This window comes from Paenibacillus sp. JJ1683 (assembly GCF_053006485.1).
This window is the reverse complement of record NZ_CM129820.1, coordinates 3376394-3397121: the sequence shown is the minus strand read 5'-3', so window position 1 is coordinate 3397121 and position 20728 is coordinate 3376394. Positions and strand designations below refer to the sequence as shown.

General features: G+C 45.3%; 23 protein-coding genes and 1 other annotated feature. Of the genes, 20 read left to right on the top strand and 3 right to left on the bottom strand.

What is annotated here, in order from left to right:
• The first annotated feature begins 16 nt into the window (after nucleotides 1-16).
• The 5 genes from ribH to ytfJ all read left to right on the top strand — a co-directional run bounded on the left by ribH (nucleotide 17) and on the right by ytfJ (nucleotide 3477).
• Entirely contained in the window at nucleotides 17-481 is a 465-nt protein-coding gene (ribH, locus tag ACUC6J_RS14560; protein ID WP_025366264.1) for a 6,7-dimethyl-8-ribityllumazine synthase, read from the top strand.
• Between the two features lie 173 nt (nucleotides 482-654).
• A complete protein-coding gene (locus tag ACUC6J_RS14555; RefSeq protein ID WP_017427525.1) occupies nucleotides 655-1449 on the top strand; it encodes a segregation and condensation protein A in 795 nt (264 codons plus the stop codon).
• The gene (gene scpB / locus ACUC6J_RS14550; protein ID WP_013371722.1) at nucleotides 1418-2026 is read left to right on the top strand and encodes an SMC-Scp complex subunit ScpB; all 609 of its coding nucleotides are present in this window, start codon (nucleotides 1418-1420) and stop codon (nucleotides 2024-2026) included. The genes ACUC6J_RS14555 and scpB overlap by 32 nt, the downstream gene beginning before the upstream one ends.
• Before the next feature lie 150 nt (nucleotides 2027-2176).
• Nucleotides 2177-2890 (top strand): DUF2953 domain-containing protein, encoded by a 714-nt coding sequence (locus tag ACUC6J_RS14545; RefSeq protein WP_447249036.1) that lies wholly within the window; start codon nucleotides 2177-2179, stop codon nucleotides 2888-2890.
• Between the two features lie 98 nt (nucleotides 2891-2988).
• Nucleotides 2989-3477 carry a GerW family sporulation protein gene (gene ytfJ, locus ACUC6J_RS14540; RefSeq protein WP_016822238.1) on the top strand — a complete coding sequence of 163 codons (489 nt, stop codon included), beginning with the start codon at nucleotides 2989-2991 and terminating at the stop codon, nucleotides 3475-3477.
• 90 nt (nucleotides 3478-3567) lie between these two features.
• On the opposite strand, the gene ACUC6J_RS14535 is transcribed toward ytfJ, so the two are convergent.
• Entirely contained in the window at nucleotides 3568-4290 is a 723-nt protein-coding gene (locus tag ACUC6J_RS14535; RefSeq protein WP_447249035.1) for a protein-glutamine gamma-glutamyltransferase, read from the bottom strand.
• Nucleotides 4291-4500: 210 nt separating this feature from the next.
• On the opposite strand from ACUC6J_RS14535, the gene ACUC6J_RS14530 reads away from it, so the two are divergent.
• From ACUC6J_RS14530 to ACUC6J_RS14505, 6 genes are all read left to right on the top strand, one after another.
• Nucleotides 4501-5763, top strand: coding sequence for a serine hydrolase (locus ACUC6J_RS14530; RefSeq protein WP_447249034.1), 1263 nt, complete (start codon nucleotides 4501-4503; stop codon nucleotides 5761-5763).
• Between the two features lie 63 nt (nucleotides 5764-5826).
• Nucleotides 5827-6570 carry a nucleoside recognition domain-containing protein gene (locus tag ACUC6J_RS14525; RefSeq protein WP_447249033.1) on the top strand — a complete coding sequence of 248 codons (744 nt, stop codon included), beginning with the start codon at nucleotides 5827-5829 and terminating at the stop codon, nucleotides 6568-6570.
• A 7-nt stretch (nucleotides 6571-6577) separates the two neighbouring features.
• A complete protein-coding gene (locus ACUC6J_RS14520; RefSeq protein WP_447249032.1) occupies nucleotides 6578-7108 on the top strand; it encodes a spore maturation protein in 531 nt (176 codons plus the stop codon).
• A gap of 78 nt (nucleotides 7109-7186) precedes the next feature.
• On the top strand, nucleotides 7187-7945 hold the full coding sequence (locus tag ACUC6J_RS14515; protein ID WP_013371714.1) for a pseudouridine synthase: 759 nt from the start codon (nucleotides 7187-7189) through the stop codon (nucleotides 7943-7945).
• 109 nt (nucleotides 7946-8054) lie between these two features.
• A complete protein-coding gene (locus ACUC6J_RS14510; RefSeq protein ID WP_013371713.1) occupies nucleotides 8055-8771 on the top strand; it encodes a response regulator transcription factor in 717 nt (238 codons plus the stop codon).
• A gap of 1 nt (nucleotide 8772) precedes the next feature.
• Nucleotides 8773-10227 carry an ATP-binding protein gene (locus ACUC6J_RS14505; protein WP_447249031.1) on the top strand — a complete coding sequence of 485 codons (1455 nt, stop codon included), beginning with the start codon at nucleotides 8773-8775 and terminating at the stop codon, nucleotides 10225-10227.
• Nucleotides 10228-10431: 204 nt separating this feature from the next.
• Here ACUC6J_RS14505 and serA read toward each other — a convergent pair whose 3' ends face one another.
• Nucleotides 10432-12024: a phosphoglycerate dehydrogenase gene (gene serA / locus ACUC6J_RS14500; RefSeq protein ID WP_447249030.1), complete on the bottom strand. Its 1593-nt coding sequence runs from the start codon at nucleotides 12022-12024 to the stop codon at nucleotides 10432-10434.
• 261 nt (nucleotides 12025-12285) lie between these two features.
• Nucleotides 12286-12536: a binding site (T-box leader), on the bottom strand.
• Between the two features lie 186 nt (nucleotides 12537-12722).
• On the opposite strand from serA, the gene ACUC6J_RS14495 reads away from it, so the two are divergent.
• Entirely contained in the window at nucleotides 12723-13310 is a 588-nt protein-coding gene (locus tag ACUC6J_RS14495) for a CPBP family glutamic-type intramembrane protease (RefSeq protein ID WP_447249029.1), read from the top strand.
• Nucleotides 13307-13648, top strand: a complete 342-nt coding sequence (locus tag ACUC6J_RS14490) for a hypothetical protein (RefSeq protein WP_447249028.1) — start codon at nucleotides 13307-13309, stop codon at nucleotides 13646-13648. Before ACUC6J_RS14495 ends, ACUC6J_RS14490 begins: the two co-directional genes overlap by 4 nt.
• A gap of 134 nt (nucleotides 13649-13782) precedes the next feature.
• Here the strand turns inward: ACUC6J_RS14490 and ACUC6J_RS14485 are convergent, their stop codons facing one another.
• On the bottom strand, nucleotides 13783-14676 hold the full coding sequence (locus ACUC6J_RS14485; RefSeq protein ID WP_447249027.1) for a polysaccharide deacetylase family protein: 894 nt from the start codon (nucleotides 14674-14676) through the stop codon (nucleotides 13783-13785).
• A gap of 93 nt (nucleotides 14677-14769) precedes the next feature.
• Here ACUC6J_RS14485 and ACUC6J_RS14480 point away from each other — a divergent pair, with 93 nt between their 5' ends.
• The 7 genes from ACUC6J_RS14480 (at nucleotide 14770) to ACUC6J_RS14450 (ending at nucleotide 20639) form a co-directional block, all read left to right on the top strand.
• Entirely contained in the window at nucleotides 14770-15147 is a 378-nt protein-coding gene (locus ACUC6J_RS14480) for a hypothetical protein (RefSeq protein WP_013371707.1), read from the top strand.
• 196 nt (nucleotides 15148-15343) lie between these two features.
• Entirely contained in the window at nucleotides 15344-15958 is a 615-nt protein-coding gene (locus ACUC6J_RS14475) for a genetic competence negative regulator (RefSeq protein WP_016822229.1), read from the top strand.
• A gap of 84 nt (nucleotides 15959-16042) precedes the next feature.
• Nucleotides 16043-16738, top strand: a complete 696-nt coding sequence (gene prsW, locus ACUC6J_RS14470; protein ID WP_016822228.1) for a glutamic-type intramembrane protease PrsW — start codon at nucleotides 16043-16045, stop codon at nucleotides 16736-16738.
• A gap of 263 nt (nucleotides 16739-17001) precedes the next feature.
• On the top strand, nucleotides 17002-18387 hold the full coding sequence (gene ypeB, locus ACUC6J_RS14465) for a germination protein YpeB (protein ID WP_447249026.1): 1386 nt from the start codon (nucleotides 17002-17004) through the stop codon (nucleotides 18385-18387).
• A gap of 165 nt (nucleotides 18388-18552) precedes the next feature.
• On the top strand, nucleotides 18553-19212 hold the full coding sequence (locus ACUC6J_RS14460) for a flagellar brake protein (protein WP_019687873.1): 660 nt from the start codon (nucleotides 18553-18555) through the stop codon (nucleotides 19210-19212).
• 129 nt (nucleotides 19213-19341) lie between these two features.
• Nucleotides 19342-20049, top strand: a complete 708-nt coding sequence (cmk, locus tag ACUC6J_RS14455; protein ID WP_017427536.1) for a (d)CMP kinase — start codon at nucleotides 19342-19344, stop codon at nucleotides 20047-20049.
• The gene (locus ACUC6J_RS14450; RefSeq protein ID WP_447249025.1) at nucleotides 20046-20639 is read left to right on the top strand and encodes a lysophospholipid acyltransferase family protein; all 594 of its coding nucleotides are present in this window, start codon (nucleotides 20046-20048) and stop codon (nucleotides 20637-20639) included. Before cmk ends, ACUC6J_RS14450 begins: the two co-directional genes overlap by 4 nt.
• Nucleotides 20640-20728 lie beyond the last annotated feature (89 nt).

Genomic DNA, 20728 nt, shown 5'->3' with positions numbered 1-20728 from the left:
AGAGAGGTTGATAAGCATGGCACGTTTTCTGGAAGGTAATCTCGTATCGAATGGTTTAAAGTATGGTATTGTGGTGGGCAGATTTAATGAATTTATTACAAGCAAACTGTTGAGCGGTGCACTTGATGCACTTCAAAGACATGGTGCACAGGAAGATGAAATTGATGTAGCGTGGGTGCCGGGTGCATTTGAAATTTCGCTTATTGCACAAAAAATGGCCGCAAGTGGAAAGTATGATGCTGTCATTACGCTTGGCACGGTTATCCGTGGTTCTACTTCACACTATGATATCGTCTGCAATGAAGTGGCCAAGGGTGTGGCGGCAAGCAGTCTGAAAACGGGTGTCCCTATTATTTTTGGTGTAGTGACTACGGAAAATATTGAGCAGGCCATAGAACGGGCAGGTACAAAGGCTGGTAATAAAGGTTGGGATTCTGCGCTGGCTGCGATTGAAATGGCCAATCTCGGTAAGCAGTTCTAATCATATAAATGGCTGAAAGAACGGCATAAACTGCAAAGTGGAAAAGGGATTAGATTGTTAAGCAAGGCGATGACGTATATACTACAGAAAGAGGGATTGATAACGTAGAGCATAAGTGCTAATGGGGAAAGGTATTGTTGAATGATGATTGGAGTAAGGCAGGGGGAAGCACATTGACAGTCGTAAATTACAAGCTGGAAACATTCGAGGGTCCGCTGGATCTACTGTTGCATCTGATTGATAAAGCCGAGATCGACATTCAGGATATCCCGATTAGCGATATTACTGATCAGTACATGGCTTTTTTGCACAGTATGCAGGAGCTGGAGCTGGACATTACAAGCGAGTTTCTAGTGATGGCGGCGACGCTCTTATCCATTAAGAGTAAATTGTTGCTTCCCAAGCCACCTGTGATGGAATATGACGATTTGGATTTTTATGAAGAAGAAGACTATGATCCACGCGAGGAACTGGTTCGCAAGCTGGTGGAGTATCGTAAATACAAAGGGATTGCTCGCCATCTGAGCGAACGGGAGTGGGAACGTAGTCTGATTTATGGCAAGGAGCCGGAAGATTTGAGCGCATTCCTGCCAACCGAACCCGCAAATCCGGTGCATGGGCTGCATGCGAGCGATTTGGTCGCGGCCTTTCAGCGTGCATTGCGCAAAGCTGAACGACGTACGACGGTAACCCGTGTTCATCGGGACGAAATTTCAGTCAAGGACCGTATCCGGCAAGTTATCGGGGCGTTAGAGAAGGTGGGGAATGGAGGACGGCTGCTGTTCTCCAAGCTGATGCATGAGGATATGTATCGGCATGAGGTGGTTGTAACCTTTTTGGCTATCCTTGAATTGATGAAAATGAAGCAAATCTTCTGTTATCAGGAGAAGCTTTTCGATGATATTGTAATGGAGTGGAGAGGGGATTTACGGGTTAATGGATTATCTGAAGCTGAAATCAATTATTGAGGGGCTGCTGTTTCTCGCGGGAGAGGAAGGGTTGTCCACCAAGCAGATCGCCGACATTGTAGAGCAGCAGCAAGAGCTGGTTGAAAAGTGTCTGGAGGATATGAAACAGGATATGGAGCAGGGAGGAAGAGGTCTGCAGCTTGTCCGTATTGCCGGTCATTATCAGCTTGCAACTTTATCCGAACATGCACCTTATTTTGAAAAGCTCGCCTACTCTCCGGCACGTGCCTCATTGTCTCAAGCTGCTTTGGAGACATTGGCCATTGTGGCCTACCGCCAGCCCATTACAAGAGTTGAAATCGAAGAGATTCGAGGGGTCAAATCCGAGCGGGCCATACATACACTGGTCAACAAGGAGCTCATTGAAGAGAAGGGTCGAGCTGAGGCCATCGGACGACCAATATTGTATGGAACGACGAAATCATTCTTGGATTATTTCGGTCTAGGGTCTCTCGAAGATCTACCGCAACCAGAGCAGTTCGAGGATTCAGACAATTTAGAAGAAGAGACACAGCTGTTGTTCGAGCGTCTGGAGAGTAGCCAGCCTGCGGAGAACGATTCGGATCTGGAATCCTAAATTCAAAAAAACAAAAAAATTCAAAAGACAGCCAGTCCTTACGTCATTGAGGGCTGGCTGTTTGGCATTTTAAGATGCATGATTTTCCGCTGAAAGGTCATACTATTTTTGCCATGGTATTCTATAGAAAAGGGTAGGGAGGACTCGCCAGTGTGGAAATGGATCAGTATCGCCATCATCATTCTTATATTCATTGTACTGGCTATTCTGCTCTCTCGTATTCGATTGAAGCTGGAAATTGCCAAGCATGACAATGATGATCGGGCGCATCTAGAGATCAGATTTCTATACGGCTTGATCAAAATGAATTACGATATTCCAGCCATTCTCATTACAGGTTTGAAAAAAGGGCTTCTCTATCGGCTTGACCGCAATAAAAACATACATAAAACGGATGCTTCTGTGGATAGCGGAAATATTGATACCGAAAAAATCAAGCAATTTATACATGATATACGGGTTTTGCTCAAGGGTACACAATCCTTACAGCGATGGCTGAGACATACATTGGCCCATGTAACGGTGTCGAAAATGGAGTGGTCTACCAATATTAGTCTGGCTGACGCAGCTTATACAGCGACCTCAACTGGTATGTTGTGGGGGTTAAAAACGACCTTGATCGGTTTTGCCTCCAGCATTGTGCGCATGGAATGTACCCCAAAGGTGTTTGTGGTGCCTTATTGGGTGGACCGGCTACGTTTTACTACCATTTTGAATTGTGAAGCAAAAATATCGTTCGGTTATTTAATCTTTTCCATGCTCAGATTAGCTTTCCGCATATGGCGCGTTCCGGGAGGCATAGAGGCATGGAAGCGAGTTATTTCCAAAGCTCCTGAGAATCATCAAGCCAACAGTAAAGAATAAACAGTGTAGAGTATTGACATACATATTTCCTGAACCTTTGCGCACAATAGCGAAAGAAAAGCAGTCTACGCTTGAGATAAGCAGAGGAGGAATAAAACATGTCAGATCATCCGATTCAAGGGCTCATGCAAACCGCGATGGAGAACATCAAGGCCATGGTGGACGTGAATACGATTGTGGGAGACGCAGTGGAAACACCCGATGGTTCCGTTATTTTGCCAATCAGCAAGGTGGGATTTGGCTTCGCAGCCGGCGGAAGTGATTTTAACGTAGATGAAGAGTCGCTTCATACTTCCTCATCGGGGAATCATAGTGGGAAGGAAGTACATCCTTTTGGTGGCGGTAGCGGTGGTGGTGTATCTATTCATCCCATTGCCTTTCTAGTTGTCGGCAAACAGGGAGCACAAATCGTTCCGTTGGACAATCAAACGCATCTGTTTGAGAAAATCATCGACTCCACACCATACCTGATCGATAAGGTGCAGTCTATCTTCCAGAATTCAGGCAGCAACATGCAGACTCCACCTCCACAGGTACCTGCAAATGCTAATACGGATCAAAGTCAATCTGGACCGGCTTACTTGTAAAAGTTATTGAAAGTAAAAGTGTTCTCTTAAGAAGGTATCCCCAAGCCGAGCGCGGCCTAGGAATACCTTCTTTTTAATATGCACTCGGCCCTATTCCTGAATATACTGCCTTCCGCCAATGACAGCATGTATACAGTGACTGAATTCTTGGCAATAAAATGTATTCACTGATAGTTCATTTTCTCGGTTTTCTTCGGGTGCGAACTGTGATAGGTAAACGAAGTCAGGGTAGATCACTTCATTTGTCAAATAAGCAGATACCGTGGCATCGGGGCGACGATGTCGATTAAGAGAATCAATAATACCTTGAGCCGGCAAGATGCCAATCCCATGTCCATAGAATGAATCTTCCTTCAGTTTGACGACATTTTCTCCCTTCCATTCCAATGAATCTGACGACACATCTGGATTGTTGAAATACAGGATGTCCCCAGGAACTGCTTTATGACTGCCTTGCTGCTGTATAAGCCTGAGATCACTGTCATAGTGCCAATCATACAACAGCATATCTGCAAAATTCTGATTAAACTCACTTTCTAGAATGGAATCCAGTACTCCTTTGTACAGCACAATAACCATTGCTGTTGCACATTCAAAAGCGTATTGTTGACCGTTTATAAAGATATCTCTGATCCCCTGTGCGGGAGTAACACCTGCTCTGATCTGAAAACCGCCTTTTTCCGTTAACTCCCAAAATTGCGGGTTGCAACGCGCGGTAGCAAAAGTGGCAAAGGATACACCGCTTTGATGCAATGCTTGTGCGGACTCTACAATCCGCGATCTTAAAATCATTTCAAACTGTAATCGCTGCATGTTGTAATCCTCCGATTTCATATTTAACGTTAGTAACTAATATTATATGTGTTCAGGAGTGTAAGTTGCTTGGTTAACGTATAAAGAAAGCAAAACAGGAGCGGCTAATGACTGTCCTGTATAAGGAATTTTCTGTTATAAAGGTGGACATACTTTGAACAGCTTGGACATAGAATGGTACAAGACTTGCTCAAATCCGGAGGAATCCAAATGTTTAAAAAAAAACAACATATCCATGCGGATCATAGCCATTTTAAGAATAAGGCACGCGCATTTGTTTTGCCGCTAGCGCTTATGCTCATTTTGTCATTGCCGCTTACATTGCTAAGTCCACAGCCTGTTCTGGGAGCAATAAAAACAGAAGCAGCTCCGCCCGCGTTAGGAACTCATGCACAGGCTGCTTCTTTGATTGATGTCACATCAGGAAGGATCATATATTCAGCCGAAGGTGACCGGGAGCTCCGTATAGCTAGCCTAACCAAAATTATGACTGCGATCGTAGCCATTGAACATGGACGCTTGCAGGACCGAGTAAAGGTGAGTTCGACAGCGTATGCCAAAGAAGGATCTTCGCTTTTTCTGCAAATGGGTGAACAAATGACGTTGGAAAATATGCTGTACGGCTTAATGCTCCGTTCGGGTAATGATGCGGCTTCTGCCATTGCCGAGCATGTGGGGGGGACAGAAGAGGGGTTTGTCCATTTAATGAACGACAAGGCTGTTCAGCTTGGGCTAAACCATACACATTTTGCTAATCCTCATGGGCTGGATGCCGAAGGACATTATTCCTCAGCCAACGATCTGGCCCGGCTCACCGCTTACGCGCTGCATAATCCAACTTTTGCCCGTATCGTGAAAACGGAACTGAAAAAAGCACCGAACCCCAACGATTCCTGGGACTACTCATGGCATAATAAAAACAAAATGCTGCGGCTGTATGAAGGAGCTGACGGTGTTAAAACAGGCTTTACTAAAAAAGCGTTTCGCTGTCTGGTCAGCTCGGCCACACGTGAGGGGCGTCAGCTTGCTGCTGTTACCTTGAATGACGGGGACGATTGGAATGACCATGCCCGTATGCTTGATTACGGCTTCCGATATTATCCCCTTATTCCGATTACGGACAAGCAGCAGCCTATTGATGGTTACCCCCTCTTGACAGGTGCGAGTTTTTCTTATCCTTTACATGATGGTGAGAAGACTCAATTGCACAAAAGACTGGTGTTGTTTAAAAATTCCGCTTCGGCAGATAGAGTTGACGTGTCTTTTGGTTTACGAGGACGGGTCGAATTTTTACTGGAAGGTAAATTGATCGGTTCCGTTCCTGTATATGAAAAAGGTAGTAAGCTGCCTGCCCAAACTACTGTACAGCCACAGCAGGAAGCGCCGACTGCACAAGTTCCTGCAAACCATACTCAGCAACGAGGTTGGACGAGTAAATGGAATGAAATCCTTAAGAATCTGTTCGGAGCATAAAGCAAGTAGGCTTGATGCTATAAAACTGCGGTGTCACATCATTGGGAAAAGGGGGAATCAGTCATGATTCATCTCATATGGGTGGCTTTGATTTGTATAGGATTTGTATTTGCAGCCGCACAGGGAAATATAGAGGTGGTGACGAAGGCGGCTTTTGACGGGGCAACTACGGGTGTTACAGTATGCTTTGGACTGATAAGTGTGCTGGTATTCTGGATGGGCATGATGAGGCTGGCTGAAGACGGTGGGCTCTTGCAGAAAATATCTAAACTGCTTTCTCCGTTGGTCGCCTTTCTCTTTCCTGATGTGCCTCGTAATCATCCCGCTATGGGCTACATTTTGTCCAATATGAGCGCCAATCTGCTCGGACTGGGGAATGCAGCAACACCAATGGGGATCAAGGCGATGCAAGAGTTACAAACACTCAATCCGGATAAGCAAACCGCTACACCCGCCATGTGTACGCTGCTCGCGCTGAATACAGCCAGCATTACGCTTATTCCTACAACGTTGATCGCCATTCGGTTAAATTTTCATTCTGCACACCCGGCAGAAATCGTCGGAACGACATTGGTGGCGACCGCAATAGCCACCTTTGCTGCCATTGCGGCGGATCGTTGGTATCGTAGTCGAGAATTGCGCCGCCGTCCTCCAGTCAATCCACCGTTCCAGACCTCCTTGGCGCCAATCACCTCACCAGCACCAACATCTGCGGATTCTTCACCTGTACCACCCGTATCTTCACCCGCCGTACCGCGAACAGGAATCACAGCTACCAAGGGCAGGGACACCACTTGGAAAGGATGAGGGAGGCATGCTGAATTTTATTAACCTCGTATCGACTTGGGCCATCCCGGTTATTCTCGCTTTTATTCCTTTATATGCATATGCCAAAAAGGTCCCTGTCTACGATTCTTTTGTAGATGGAGCCAAAGACGGCTTTTCTACCGCCATCAGCATCATTCCTCATCTTGTAGGTATGATGGTGGCGATTAGCATTTTTCGAGCATCCGGCGCCTTGGACTATGTAATATCCTGGGTAGCCCCGTGGATTAAAAACTGGGGCGTACCTGGCGAGGTGCTGCCTTTAGGTTTGCTCCGTCCATTGACGGGCACTGGTTCACTTGCGTTCACGACGGATCTAATTCGCACTTATGGTCCCGATTCCATGATCGGTCGGATTGCCTCAACGATTCAGGGCAGCACAGATACAACGCTGTATGTATTAACTGTATATTTTGGTGCGGTAGGTATCCGCAATGGACGATATGCCTTGAAGGTGGGACTATTTTCTGATGTGGTTGGTTTTGTGGCGGCTATTGCCATTTGTTTGCTTGTATTCTGAAATTTGCACCGTTTTTTGAACGGGGGTTGTGATTTTGCTCATGGATGGGTATCATTAGCATGAGGTGAATTAGCGAACATGGAAAGATTGCAGAAAATATTGGCCCAAGCTGGTGTAGCTTCCAGACGTAAATGTGAGGAGCTTATTCAGGCGGGCAGTGTAGAAGTAAACGGGGTTACCGTAACTGAGCTGGGAACGAAAGCAGACCCTGATCAAGATATGATTACAGTAAAGGGACGCCCGATCAAAACTGAGAAAAAAATCTATTTGATGATGAACAAACCCAAAGGGGTCATTACAAGCGCTTCTGATCCGGAAGGTCGCAAAATTGTGTCTGACTATCTGAAAGGCGTCAAAGAACGCGTATATCCGGTCGGGCGTCTCGATTACGACACCGAAGGGTTGCTGTTGCTTACCAATGACGGAGAGTTCGCCAATCTGCTCACCCATCCCAAGCATCATGTGCCGAAGACGTATGTGGCTACAGTCAAAGGCGTTCCGCACGGTACTGAGCTGGACAAGCTGAAAAAAGGAATCGTGCTGGAGGATGGCATTACTGCACCGGCCGAGGTAGAATATAAGGATGTAGATCCGGACGGTAAGGAATCTGTGATCCAGATTACCATTTATGAAGGCAGAAATCGTCAGGTAAGACGGATGTTTGAGGCCATTTCGCACCCAGTCATCAGACTCAAGCGGATTGCCTTCGGGGATCTATTGCTGCAAAACTTGAAGCGTGGTCTTACCAGACCCCTAACCAAGGACGAAATCAACCGTCTCATTCAACTTGCCAAATCAGACAACACGAAAAAGAAACGGACAGGACGGGGGTCATAACCCCGGCCTTTTTGGCGTAAAGAGGCTGTTGGATGAGAGTAAAGTTTGACCAAGCACGGGAAAATAGTAAAATAGAGAGAATGCTTTTTTTAGCGAAGGGGCTGGGAATATGTCAGAACAAAGCAACCGCATATTAATTGTAGATGATGAAGAACGCATTCGCCGCCTTCTGCGGATGTATCTGGAAAAAGAAGGATACGAAATTGAAGAAGCTGAGGATGGGGAGATTGCTCTCCAAAAAGCGACTGCAAGCGATTACAGTATTATTTTGCTCGATGTGATGCTTCCGGGTATGGACGGGATTGAAGTGTGTACACGGCTACGTCAAACCAAATCTACACCCGTGATTATGCTGACAGCCAAAGGCGAGGAAGTGAACCGCGTGCAAGGCTTCGAAGTCGGAGCTGATGATTACGTGGTCAAGCCCTTTAGCCCGCGAGAGGTCATCTACCGGGTAAAGGCAATTTTACGACGGTCATCGGAGACTGCCTTTTTAACGAAAGAGGCGGTGCCGAGCAATAGTATTGTTTTTCCAAATCTTATTATTGAGCATGATGCACACCGGGTAACTGCAGGTGGAATTGAAATCAGTCTAACGCCTAAAGAGTACGAGCTATTGCATTATTTGGCTGTATCGCCAGATAAAGTCTTCTCGCGCGAAGAACTGCTTAAAGATGTTTGGAATTACGAATTCTTTGGTGATCTGCGCACCGTGGATACGCATGTGAAACGGCTTCGTGAAAAGTTGAATAAGGTATCGCCAGAGGCAGCGGCTATGATTACGACCGTATGGGGCGTAGGTTATAAGCTGGAGGTTCCGAAATAACGTGAACTTCTGGAGATCGCTGGTAGGTAAGCTGTGGATCACCATCATTTGTCTTGTAGGTTCTGTGCTTATTTTTCTGGGGCTTTTTTTATTGCCGTATATCAATAGAAATTTTGCAGCACATGAATCGACGGAAATCAAGCATTTATTCACCTATACATGTATCGTCGGATTTTTATTGACGACCTTTTTTGCTCTATTTCTTTTTACTAAAATCACACAGCCTATGCAGCTGTTGATTCAGGCGGCGAATGCCATCCGTGAGGGAAGGTATGATACTCGGCTTTCGCTGGTGACCAGCGATGAGATTGGAGAGCTGGCGAAAACTTTTAACCATATGTCTACGGAACTGGAAGCGACGATCCGCAGTCTGAATGAGGAGAAAAACCATTTATCCAGTGTACTGCGAAGTATGTCTGATGCCGTAATTACGTTCGACAGAAGTGGACAAATCATTTTGACGAATCCGCCTGCACAAAGTTTGCTGGATATTTGGGGAAAGCTGGAGAGGCAGGGGCGTGATCTGGAGGAATTCGGGGCTTCTGTGCCAGAGCCTTTGCTGTCTTTGTTCCATACGGTTATGGACAGAGGCGAGGATGTCGGAGACTACATCCATGTCAAGAAAGGCTCCTGGTCAGTGCAAATGGCGCCGCTGTATACAGATAACGCTATTCGTGGTGCAGTAGCCGTACTTAGAGATATTACGGAAGAAGTAAAACTTGAGAAGATGCGTAGCGATTTTGTAGCCAACGTATCCCATGAAATTCGTACACCCTTATCTATGATGCAGGGATACAGTGAGGCTTTGCTGGACGGCATGGCAGGTTCACCGGAAGAATCTGAGGAGCTAGTACAGGTCATCCATGATGAATCATTGCGTATGGGAAGGTTAGTCAAGGATCTGCTTGATTTGGCCCGAATGGAGGCAGGTCATACAGACATGTACCGTCAGGAAGTAGATGTGAATGAACTGATCGAGCGTGTTCACCGGAAATTTACGGTTCGTTCCAAGGAACGGGGACTGACACTCGATTATTATGAGCCAGGTCAACGCTTGCTGTTGCCTGAGGCAGATGAAGACCGACTGGAGCAGGTGTTGACCAATTTGCTGGATAATGCGTTCAGACATACGCCCTCTGGGAAAAAAGTTACCATTGCGGCGGATCAAATTCTGGGAGAACGGAATGAGTTAATCCGCATTCGGATTAAGGATGAAGGTGTGGGCATTGCCAGCGAGGATCTACCTTATATCTTTGACCGCTTCTACAAGGCAGACAAGGCCAGAGTACGTGGTGAGGACAAAGGGACTGGACTGGGGCTTGCTATTGTTAGAAACATCGTAGAGGCTCACGGAGGCTCTGTCTCAGCTGCTAGCGTACTGGGAGAGGGGACGGAGTTCACTATTTTGTTGCCAATTTCCAATAAAACAAGGCTGGGCTCTGTAACAAGCTTATAACGACGGCTTGTTTACCCTAGTTTGCAGGCATCCTCGGAAGAGGGTGCTTTTTGTTGAAAAATCAACATTTATCTTGTTCAACGTGGAACATTCTGATTCAAATGTATGCTTCTATGTTAGATAAGGAGATAAGAAAAGGCGCCTCGGTAGCCGGGCGCCTCTCTTTATAAATAAAACCAAGAAATTTCTCAACACTGACTGAAACTAATCCAGCACTACTTCTTGGGCAGTATTCAGTTCTGGTAAGCCAACGAGTTGAATCAGCACTTCTTTAGGTACGGCTTTATCAACGGTCAGAATCATGATCGCTTCGCCGCCAACAATTTTACGCCCTACTTGCATGGAGGCGATATTGACGCCGTTCTCCCCAAGCAAGGTGCCGACACGGCCGATAATGCCTGGTTTATCATTATGGGAGATGAGCAAGAAATGAGCCTCAGGTGCCACGTCTACCGGGAACTGGTTCAACCGAACAATACGTTCACCATAGCCTGCGAGCAGGGTGCCAGATACACGTTGTTCTTCGCCGCTTTGCGTTTTTAGCGTAACGGTGATTAGGTTGGTAAAGCCCTTAGTGGCAGGCGCCTGAGAGACGATGAGATGAACGTCACGTGTTTTGGCAAGATGCACAGAGTTTACGATATTCACATCGCTGCCTAGATGACGGCTAAGTACGCCTTTCAAAATATAACGTGTGAGCGGCTGTGTATCCACAGAGGACAAATCGCCAGCATAATCCACTTGGATTTCGCGTACAGCTTGGTTTGTAATCTGAGCGGCAAAGCTGCCCAGCTTCTCTCCGAGCGAGAAATATGGTTGCAATTGCGTCATAACATTGGATGGTACTGGAGGCATGTTGACCGCATTTTTAAACGGCTCATCACGTAAAATATGCAGCACCTGCTCAGACACGTCGATCGCCACGTTCTCCTGAGCTTCGACAGTCGATGCACCCAGATGTGGTGTAACGATAATTTTTGGATGGCTCAGGAATGGATGATCCTGTGCTGGTGGTTCAGACTCAAATACGTCAAAGGCTGCACCGGCAACGATACCTTCATCAATGGCTTCAACGAGAGCCATCTCATCGATAACTCCGCCTCGGGCACAGTTGATGATGCGCATTCCTTTTTTCATTACTTCAAACTGCGGACGAGCAATCATATGCTTGGTTTCTGGTGTTAATGGCGTGTGTACAGTCATGAAATCTGCGTTGCGGATAATTTCGTCCACGCTGGCCAGCTTGATGCCCAGCTTCTCAGCGCGCTCTTCGGTCAGAAACGGATCATAACCGAGGATGCTCATGCCAAATGCTTTGGCGCGTTTAGCCACCTCACTGCCGATACGTCCCATGCCGAGGACTCCAAGTGTTTTGTTACGCAGTTCGACACCTAGGAATGTTTTACGATCCCATGTACCACCGATGGTTTTAGCGTAAGCCTGTGGAATATGGCGAGCCAGTGCCATCATCATGGCAAAAGTGTGCTCACATGTCGTAATTGTATTGCCGTCAGGAGCATTAATAACGATAATCCCGCGTTGTGTTGCTGCTTCAAGGTCGATGTTGTCCACGCCGACCCCGGCACGTCCGACAACCTTGAGGTTTTTACCTGCCGCCATGATGCGTTCGGTTACCCGGGTTTGGCTTCGGACGAGTAATGCGTCATAATCACCAATAATTTGAACCAATTCATCCTCGCTGAGACCTGTGTTCTTGTCCACCGTGACATCGTCTGCATCCATCAGCTGCTGAATGCCCAGGTCACTGATTGGATCGGATACTAACACTTTAAACATTTGGTTTCCTCCTCAAAGTTAACTTCTTTTATGGACAGGATGTACTTCAAACTGAAATACATTCCATAAAGAACATGAAAAAACTTGAAATGCTTCTAAAAAGTACAGGAGAGCGGTCTAAACACCAGTGTGATAACGCATTGACGCAGAAAAGGAATAAAATAGCACTTTGCACCAAACAGACAACCAAAGGCCTTATGTGGAGTCGCTTTACGGTTTTCGGGCATCAAAAAAACTCCCGAATCACATACTATCTCCATAGTAAGGGACGAGAGTTATCGTGGTACCACCCTAATTCGCAGCCACTTCGCAATGGACTGCCTTCAGCGGTCATATAATGACCGAAAGGATAACGGTTTTCTGCCGATTGCATCTAATGTCGGGAAAAGATTCCCTAGACCTCGATGCAATAACTCAGGAGTGCTGAAAGTAGTTACTTCGCCACCGGCTTCCACCCAAGCACCGGCTCTCTGAGGACGAAATCAATACCTTTTCTCCATCATTGTTGTTGTCGCTAATAATTTTTTCATAATGTATCATGGCTTACATGGGCATGTCAATAGGACATGCGACATGTGTGGATAGACGACTAGATACATAGCTACAGAATGCGGAAAAATTAAGATTTAAGTCTTCTTGAATCCGCCCGACTTTTTGGCTATGATGCTAAAGAAGACTAAGCAGAGGACTAACTAACTATGAAAAAGCTTAAAGTGAAATGGAAAAGAGCGCAAATTCATGAATTGAATGACCGCTTGCTGCTTTACAATTTGTATCTAACTCAGGGGCTGACCCTGCTGATTGGCGCAATCTGGATTATATTGCAGAAAAGAAATGTGTTTGAACTATTTGCATTGCCCAGCACTCTACACGTCTTGTGGTGGGGATTGGGACTGGCGGCCGCTATGCTATTAGTGGATCTGCTGCTATCTCGGATCATGCCTGAGGATGCCATGGATGACGGTGGTATTAACCAAATGCTGTTTCAAAATCGACCGGTTTGGCATATTATTTGTATAGCTGCTATCGTTTCGATCTGTGAGGAACTTTTGTTTAGAGGTGCGATTCAGTACAGCTTTGGTCCTTATTGGACAAGCATTTTGTTTGCGGTTATTCATATCCGATATTTACGGCACTGGATTCCCACGGGCTGGGTTTTTCTTAGCAGTTATGGATTGGGATATATATATGTGCAGACAGGCAGCCTGTGGGCACCGATCATTTGTCATTTTGTGATTGACCTTATATCTGGCTTAGCGTTACGTTTTCGGAGGTATGAAGAATGAATCAGGAACTTAGCAGAGTGCAGACCTATGGTAGCCGCCGAAATGGTCGTAAAGGCAAGGAGGAGGACAGGTCAAAGCCAAAACTGGTTCGCTCCCGTGCTTCACGACCCATGCCAGAATTGGCAGACGTTGCCGCTGCGCCAGAAGTTGCTGTGACAATGGAGGAGGACACTCCTGCCAGTGAGTACCGAACACGGACAGAAATGTTTCCGTCCCGCCGTATTCGGGTAAGTAAATGGTTTTTGAATTTTTTGAGCACTCTTTTTGTGCTTATTACAGCAGCGTTACTATGGTGGGGAATTAAAGGTGCGCCACCCATTAGTGAAATGCTTTGGTGATTAAAGGCATTGTGACAGCTTGCGTCTAGTACGTGCGTGCAATATTACGCTAAAAAAGCCTCCATTTCCCACAAAATGTGTGGAGATGGAGGCTTTTTTACATCATCTACATTTGATCTATGCGCAAGTGATTATTAACTGGAAGGAATCTCAATGCTTTGTGGATCAACAAATTGATAGCCCTTCTGCTCAAGGCGCGTCAATAGACTGTCCAGCGCCTCCGCTGTCCATGGCAATTCATGCATCAAAATATTGCTGCCTGGATGAAGTTGTTCAGTTACGTTTTTCAGAAGTGTCTCCGTTTTATGAGGTTGATTTTTTTTCATGGTCCAGTCCAGAGAGCCTACGGACCATGTCATATACAAGAGCCCATTTTCCTTAGCCACCTTGCGACCTACGTCTCCACCAGCACCATGAGGCGGACGGAAGAACACGGGTGCTTGGCCTGTAGTGTCTTTAACGATTTTTTGTACCGTTTCAATCTGTTTTTTGACCTCAGCCTCAGACTTGTTCTTGAGAACGATGTGGTCCCAGCTATGGTTGCCAATGGGCTGTCCACGGTCATGGATAAGCTTGAGCAACTCAGGATGTTCTTTTACACGATAACCGTTTACGAAGAAAATCGCTTTTGCCTTGTGCTTATCCAATATATCTATGATTTTGTTAATCATGACCGCTTCCTTCGGACCATCATCAAATGTCAGCAACACCACTTTTTTTTCGGCACCTTGTTGATTAGGAATTACATTGTAAGCTTTGTCCAAGTGATACATTTTGTTAGTGGTAGCCGCTGATGTCGAAACTGTAGTGTCGTTGCTCTCAACGGCGGTTTTGTCATTTTGTGTATTTGTTGTACTCGCTGATTTTTGCTCATCACTGTCTGCTTGCTTATTGCTTCCTTGGAGGGAAGACATACTGCTCTGATCTTTGGCACTGTTACCTGAATTCGCTGATTCCGGCTTCGTCGCAGTGCAAGCACTAAGCAGCAGACATGCTGTTAGTAAAATGGCTGCTGTTTTTGTACCCATTAATTCATCTCACCTTCCTGTATTTATACCGTATGAGTTTGTCTCTGCTGACGAACACTATGCTTGATTCTACCACAAAGGGAGGTTCTAATTGTGAAAACATCTTCATTTTTCCTGGGAATCGTCTTGGGGGCTGTCGCAAGCTCTCTGATCTCTCGTAACCGCAATGCGTTGGGTTTATCCATGGACATGGGCGGGAAAAAAGGCGGAAATTTGGTGCAGAAAGCTCGTACAAAAATGATGGACGCCGCATTTCCAGGCATGGGTGATATTGCGCTAAATACACAAGACACCCACAAGGATCATGATCATCGTTCACAAGCAGATAAAACCGTTCATAACGCCCAAACTGCCAAGAGCAAAGAAGAGAATATGAAGTTGATTAAAGAGTTTATTAGCACCAGTCCCGATGTTAAACGTGAGGTCGAGCAAATACTGAAAGAAACTCATACAGCCGTACCGGGATTGTAACCCGAAACCTCTATTCCGAATCATTTTGCGGCTTTTTTGTTAAAGCCGTTCAAATGATTCTTTTTTTTATCATTTTTATTCGTGCATTTACGATTATAAAATGATAACATGATTACATAGAACCATTTTCATCACAGGCATCATATTTGTATCATAATCTGCTAATAACACTCGGCTGCCAGGAGGAGGGTCCAGTATGAAAATAGAAAGATTAAGTCAGGACAAGATACGGATTTTCCTTACCTTTGACGATTTGAGCGAACGGGGTATCCAAAAAGATGATATGTGGCAAGAAATTCCAAGAGTTCATGAGCTGTTTACTGAAATGATGGATCAGGCATACAGCGAACTGGGCTTCGATGCCACGGGACCGTTAGCTGTTGAAGTCTTTGCGCTTCCTGCTCAGGGAATGGTTGTTATCGTCACTCGGGGAAAATACGATCACCAGCAGTATGGTTCGGGTCCCGATGAGGAGCTTCCAGAGGAAGTCTACGAAATGGAAGTCACAATGGAACACAGTGATTCCATCGTTTACGCGTTTAGCGATTTCGAAGTACTCATAGAAGCGGCTCATATGCTCCGCAGCAACACTACGGAAGCAGGTAAGCTGTATCATTATAGAGGAAAATGGATTTTGCATTTGGAGCCAGAAGAAGTAGAAGAGTCCAAGCTCGCGGCCTTAATCGCGATTCTGGCTGAATTCGGAGAAGGTTCATCCGTAACACCAGCTATGCTGGAAGAGTATGGAAAGCTGATCATTCCTGAACAGGCAGTTGCTGTCATCTGCACCCATTTTGACAGCCGTTCTTGATTTGGTTTAGAAAGTGATAATGAAGTTAATTTGTCGGCTCTGCGCTGAAAGCAGAGCCGACTCATTTTTATGGAGGGATGATCGGTGCTTCTGTTTTCTGTTTTAGCGGCAGCTACAGCGCCGGGTCTCGCCTTATTGATGTATTTTTACTTAAAGGATCGATATGATTCGGAGCCTCTGCACATGGTTATTAAAGTATTTTTGCTCGGTTTTTTGGTGGTGCTTCCGGTCATGATTTTTCAACGTGGGTTGCTGCTTTGGCTAGGAGATGACACTTTAATTCAGGTGTTCGGTATTTCCGCTGGAGTGGAAGAGTTTTTTAAATGGTTCCTGCTGTATCACATCATCTATAACCATACGGAGTTCGACGAGCCTTATGATGGTATATTGTATGCGGCCGCAGTCTCACTCGGGTTTGCCACAGTTGAAAATCTGTTATATGCCTGGGCGGGGCATGCTTCGATCAGCATGATGTTAATGAGATCGTTGCTACCGGTATCCGGTCATGCGATGTTTGGCGTTATGATGGGCTACTATATGGGGAAAGCCAAGTTTTCGAAAGACCTGAAGAGTAAATATATGCTGCTTCTGTCATTAGTGCTTCCATGGTTTTGGCATGGAGTGTATGATTTAATTTTGACGAAATTTTCACACGACTGGATCTGGTTTATCATTCCGCTGATGGCATTTCTATGGTATGGAGGGATGGCAAAAATCAGTCGAGCGAATAACCGTTCTCCTTTTCGAATGTTAAAACGGGAAGAAAAGGTTAATATGTAACGAAATGGGACACACTGATCTGACAAACCTGTTAGAGAAAGAGGTGTCTTTTTTGCGTATAAAAGTAAGAATTCATTGTAAAAGATGCGGAGAACGTTTTGTACTGAGAGGGCGAATGGAGCAAGGACAGATTCAGACCGGCTTTAAACGCTGTATTTGCGATAACTGTGAGTTTATTGTTGAAGTCATGGAAAACCATGCATAAGAGAGCTTTCTTCTTGTCACACTATCGGTAGTGTATTTGAAGAAAGGAGACTCCCAATATGTATAAACGACTTAGTGCCGTATTGTTCCCGGTGGTTACCCTGATTATGATAGGAGCATTTGTGTGGGGTTATCAGCAAAACCAGATGAGAAAAGAGGTGTCTTCTCAGGCAAATAGCATGTCGATTAAAGCGGAAAATCAATACCAGCGTGCATTTCATGATTTGTCGTTTCATATGGATCAGCTGCATTCCCAACTCGGTAACGCGGTTGCTGTCCATACTACTTCACACGCGATGCACCGCAAATGCTTGATGAACGTGTGGAGGATTGCAAGTGAAGCCCAAAACGAGGTTAATCAGTTGCCTCTCAATGTAATGCCTTTTAATCATGCTAAAGATTTGCTGTCACATCTATCTGCATTCTCGTATCAGACCGCTGTTCGTGATCTGGATCACGAGCCTTTAAACGAGAAAGAAATTTCGAATCTAAAAACGTTATATAACAATTCCAAGGAAATTTCGAAAAACATGCATGAGGTGCAGCAAAAGGTCATTAGCAAAAACTTGCGCTGGATGGATGTTGATATGGCGGCAGGTTCTCAAACTGGACCGAAGGACAACACCATTATTGATGGCTTCAAAACCGTGGACAAAAAAGTAGAGAACTACAAAGAATTGGATTGGGGACCGTCTGTTGCGAGCATTTATGATAAGCGCTCAGTGAAAAAGTTGAGTCTCCCGGCGGTGGATGCTGGACAAATTAAGCGTAATGCCGCTGAATTTACAGGAAAACCAGAAAGTCAGATTCGTGTGAACGAAAATGGCAAAGGAACAGAATGGGCGTCTTATACGGCTACGCTGTTAAATAAGCAACAGCCTGTAGCCACGATGGATTTTACGAAAAAGGGCGGCAAGCTCATTTCTTATCATGACATGAGAACAGTAGGTCCTAAAAAAGCAACTCGTAATGAAGCGGTTCGCTATGCAAGTGAGTATCTTGAACAAAAGGGCTACAAAGGAATGAAGCCCGTAGCATATGATGAAAGCGGGAATTTAGCCAACATTACATTTGCAAGCCAACAAGGGGATGTGATTATCTATCCAGAAAAAATCACAATCAGATCAGGCTTGGATAACGGACAAGTGATTGGTTTCCAATGCAGCGATTATGTCTATGAGCACAGTCACCTCCGTCGCATTCCTCAGGCAAAACTGAATTTGAATGAAGCACGAGCGAAGTTGAATCCTGAGTTTCGCGAAACTTACCACCGCAAAGCACTAATTGAAAATGAACTGTCAAATGAAGTTCTGTGCTATGAATTTGGCGGTAAAATCAACGGTTCCATTTATCGAATTTACATTAACGCGAACACGGGAATGGAAGAAACGATTGAACAGGTAAAAGATTCAGATGAACCACAAGTTACGGCAAGTAATGCCTAGTTGATTACACTAAAATGAATCTATAGTCACTCTAAACCTCCTTTATTAAGGAGGTTTTTTGTGCTTTAGTCATGGTTCTAGCAAATATAATGCTTAATATAGGCACAAAGTCGTGGTATTATATACCTTAATTATAGTTTTGAATGGACAAGGATGGTGAATCGTTTGTTTCCGAAAATTAACGATGTGTTATACATACAAGTTGCCGGTACCGATCAGAAGGAGGAATCTTTTGAATATAAGTCACGTATTGCGGAAGAGGACCCACAGAACTTTCTAATCGAAATTCCCATGTCACAAACAAGCGGGCATTTGAAAAAGCTGTTTCTTGGGGAAGAACTGTCTATATTTTTTATGAGCGAGGGTGGGATTAAAAACTATTTTAATACCCACGTTACAGGCTTTAAAGAAGACGTCCTCCGGATGGTTCGCATTCACAAGCCTGCTCCCGACAGCATCAGCAAAATTCAGCGTCGAAACTTTCTCAGGGTAAAGGCCAACTTGGAAATTGCGGTTAAACATGGTGCAAACGAATCTAGATTTGTAGCAGAGACGCATGATGTAGGAGGTGGAGGCGTATCTTTTCAGACTCAGGGTTCACATCATCTTGAAGAAGGAGAATCATTGTCTTGCTGGATTTTGGTTCCATATAAAAACGGCACTCAAGAACATGTTCCGTTCCAATCCGAGATTGTACGCATTCAGCAGATGGAAAATGGCCGCAAACTCATTATGTTGAAATATGAGAAAATCGCTGACCAGGAGCGCCAAAAACTGATTAAATATTGTTTTGAAAGACAGTTGGAATTCCGGGGGAAATCGTAATCATCCGAAGCTTTTCTTTTTTAGTAAACCTGTCGCTTATTTTGCATCGCCTATAAATGTGTGGTATAATTTTCACGTCGCAGGCAATGCCTGCTTTTTTCTTGAGGTTAGGTTAGGAGGAATTCCCTGTTGGCAAGGCAACATGCATCTTCAATTAACAAAATAAATGTAGCCATTGATGGACCTGCTGGCGCAGGGAAAAGTACAGTGGCCCGCTTGGTGGCGAAAGCACTTTCCTATGTATATGTAGATACCGGAGCCATGTATCGAGCAGCAACATGGTACATGATGTGCAAAGAAATTCCTGCAGAAAATGTACAAAAAGTGCTTCAGCATGTACCTGAGCTGGTGATTGAATTAGTACCGGACCCCACAGGCCAAAAGGTTTATTGTAACGGGGAAGATGTAACCACTGTGATTCGTTCGATGGAAGTGACTAGCAATGTGTCACAGTATTCGAGTATTGCTGGTTTACGTACACGCTTGACCGAATACCAGCGTGAAATGGCTGCGCGTAAAGGTGTCGTCATGGACGGACGCGATATTGGAACAACTGTGCTTCCCGATGCGGAAGTCAAAGTGTTCATGACCGCAAGTGTTCAGGAACGTGCCTCACGTCGTTTTAAAGAACTGAGCGAAACTGATGATATCACTCTGGAACAGCTTGAACGTGACATTGCGGCACGTGATAAGTTTGATGAGGAGAGGGAGGTATCCCCGCTTCGTTGCAGTGAGGACGCCATCGTGCTTGATACGACCCATATGGGCATTCAGGATGTCGTAGATACGATCGTATCTTATTGCTTAACGGAGAAGGATGGAGAGATCAGCCAATGATATATACTGTATGCGCCAGTATTTTGCGTCTCATTTACCGCGTTCTGTTTAGGCTTGAGGCGGTAGGCAGGGAAAATGTTCCTGCTGAGGGTGGAGTGCTGTTGTGTTCTAATCATATTAGTAATCTTGACCCTCCTACAGTTGGCATTTTGCTGAAGCGAAAGGTTCACTTTATGGCCAAAGCAGAGCTGTTTAATGTTCCTGTACTGGGACCACTGATCGACAAACTGGGAGCTTTTCCAGTCAAACGTGGTGGTGTGAGTAAGGAATCTATTAAGCTGGCATTGAACATTTTGCGTGAAGGTAAGGTTATGGGGATTTTTCCCGAAGGCTCCAGAGGAGCTGGGGGAATTGGTAAAAAGGGTGCTGCCAGTTTTGCACTGCGTAGTGGAGCGGCTGCCGTTCCGGTCGCCATTATTGGTGATTACAAGCTTTTCCGTAAAACGAAAGTGATATACGGTAAACCTGTTAATTTGGACGCTTACCAAAAGGGTGCCGATATCGAAGGAGATCCTCTTGAACTGGCAACAGAAGCAATTATGTCACGTATTCGCACAATGAAGGAAACGGGTAAGCCTACGAATGATTGAACGGCTTGCATGAATTGTGTCTAAGCTTGGAAAACTAGAACAAAAATGTATTTTGTTTTGAACTCTGCTATGCGCAGGTTTAAATAAAT

Coding starts and splice junctions, on each gene's coding strand:
- ribH (WP_025366264.1), top strand. CDS start 17: ATGGCACGTTTTCTGGAAGGTAATCTCGTATCGAATGGTTTAAAGTAT.
- scpB (WP_013371722.1), top strand. CDS start 1,418: ATGGATTATCTGAAGCTGAAATCAATTATTGAGGGGCTGCTGTTTCTC.
- ytfJ (WP_016822238.1), top strand. CDS start 2,989: ATGTCAGATCATCCGATTCAAGGGCTCATGCAAACCGCGATGGAGAAC.
- ACUC6J_RS14535 (WP_447249035.1), bottom strand. CDS start 4,290: ATGCAGCGATTACAGTTTGAAATGATTTTAAGATCGCGGATTGTAGAG.
- ACUC6J_RS14530 (WP_447249034.1), top strand. CDS start 4,501: ATGTTTAAAAAAAAACAACATATCCATGCGGATCATAGCCATTTTAAG.
- ACUC6J_RS14525 (WP_447249033.1), top strand. CDS start 5,827: ATGATTCATCTCATATGGGTGGCTTTGATTTGTATAGGATTTGTATTT.
- ACUC6J_RS14520 (WP_447249032.1), top strand. CDS start 6,578: ATGCTGAATTTTATTAACCTCGTATCGACTTGGGCCATCCCGGTTATT.
- ACUC6J_RS14515 (WP_013371714.1), top strand. CDS start 7,187: ATGGAAAGATTGCAGAAAATATTGGCCCAAGCTGGTGTAGCTTCCAGA.
- ACUC6J_RS14510 (WP_013371713.1), top strand. CDS start 8,055: ATGTCAGAACAAAGCAACCGCATATTAATTGTAGATGATGAAGAACGC.
- serA (WP_447249030.1), bottom strand. CDS start 12,024: ATGTTTAAAGTGTTAGTATCCGATCCAATCAGTGACCTGGGCATTCAG.
- ACUC6J_RS14495 (WP_447249029.1), top strand. CDS start 12,723: ATGAAAAAGCTTAAAGTGAAATGGAAAAGAGCGCAAATTCATGAATTG.
- ACUC6J_RS14490 (WP_447249028.1), top strand. CDS start 13,307: ATGAATCAGGAACTTAGCAGAGTGCAGACCTATGGTAGCCGCCGAAAT.
- ACUC6J_RS14485 (WP_447249027.1), bottom strand. CDS start 14,676: ATGGGTACAAAAACAGCAGCCATTTTACTAACAGCATGTCTGCTGCTT.
- ACUC6J_RS14475 (WP_016822229.1), top strand. CDS start 15,344: ATGAAAATAGAAAGATTAAGTCAGGACAAGATACGGATTTTCCTTACC.
- ypeB (WP_447249026.1), top strand. CDS start 17,002: ATGTATAAACGACTTAGTGCCGTATTGTTCCCGGTGGTTACCCTGATT.
- ACUC6J_RS14450 (WP_447249025.1), top strand. CDS start 20,046: ATGATATATACTGTATGCGCCAGTATTTTGCGTCTCATTTACCGCGTT.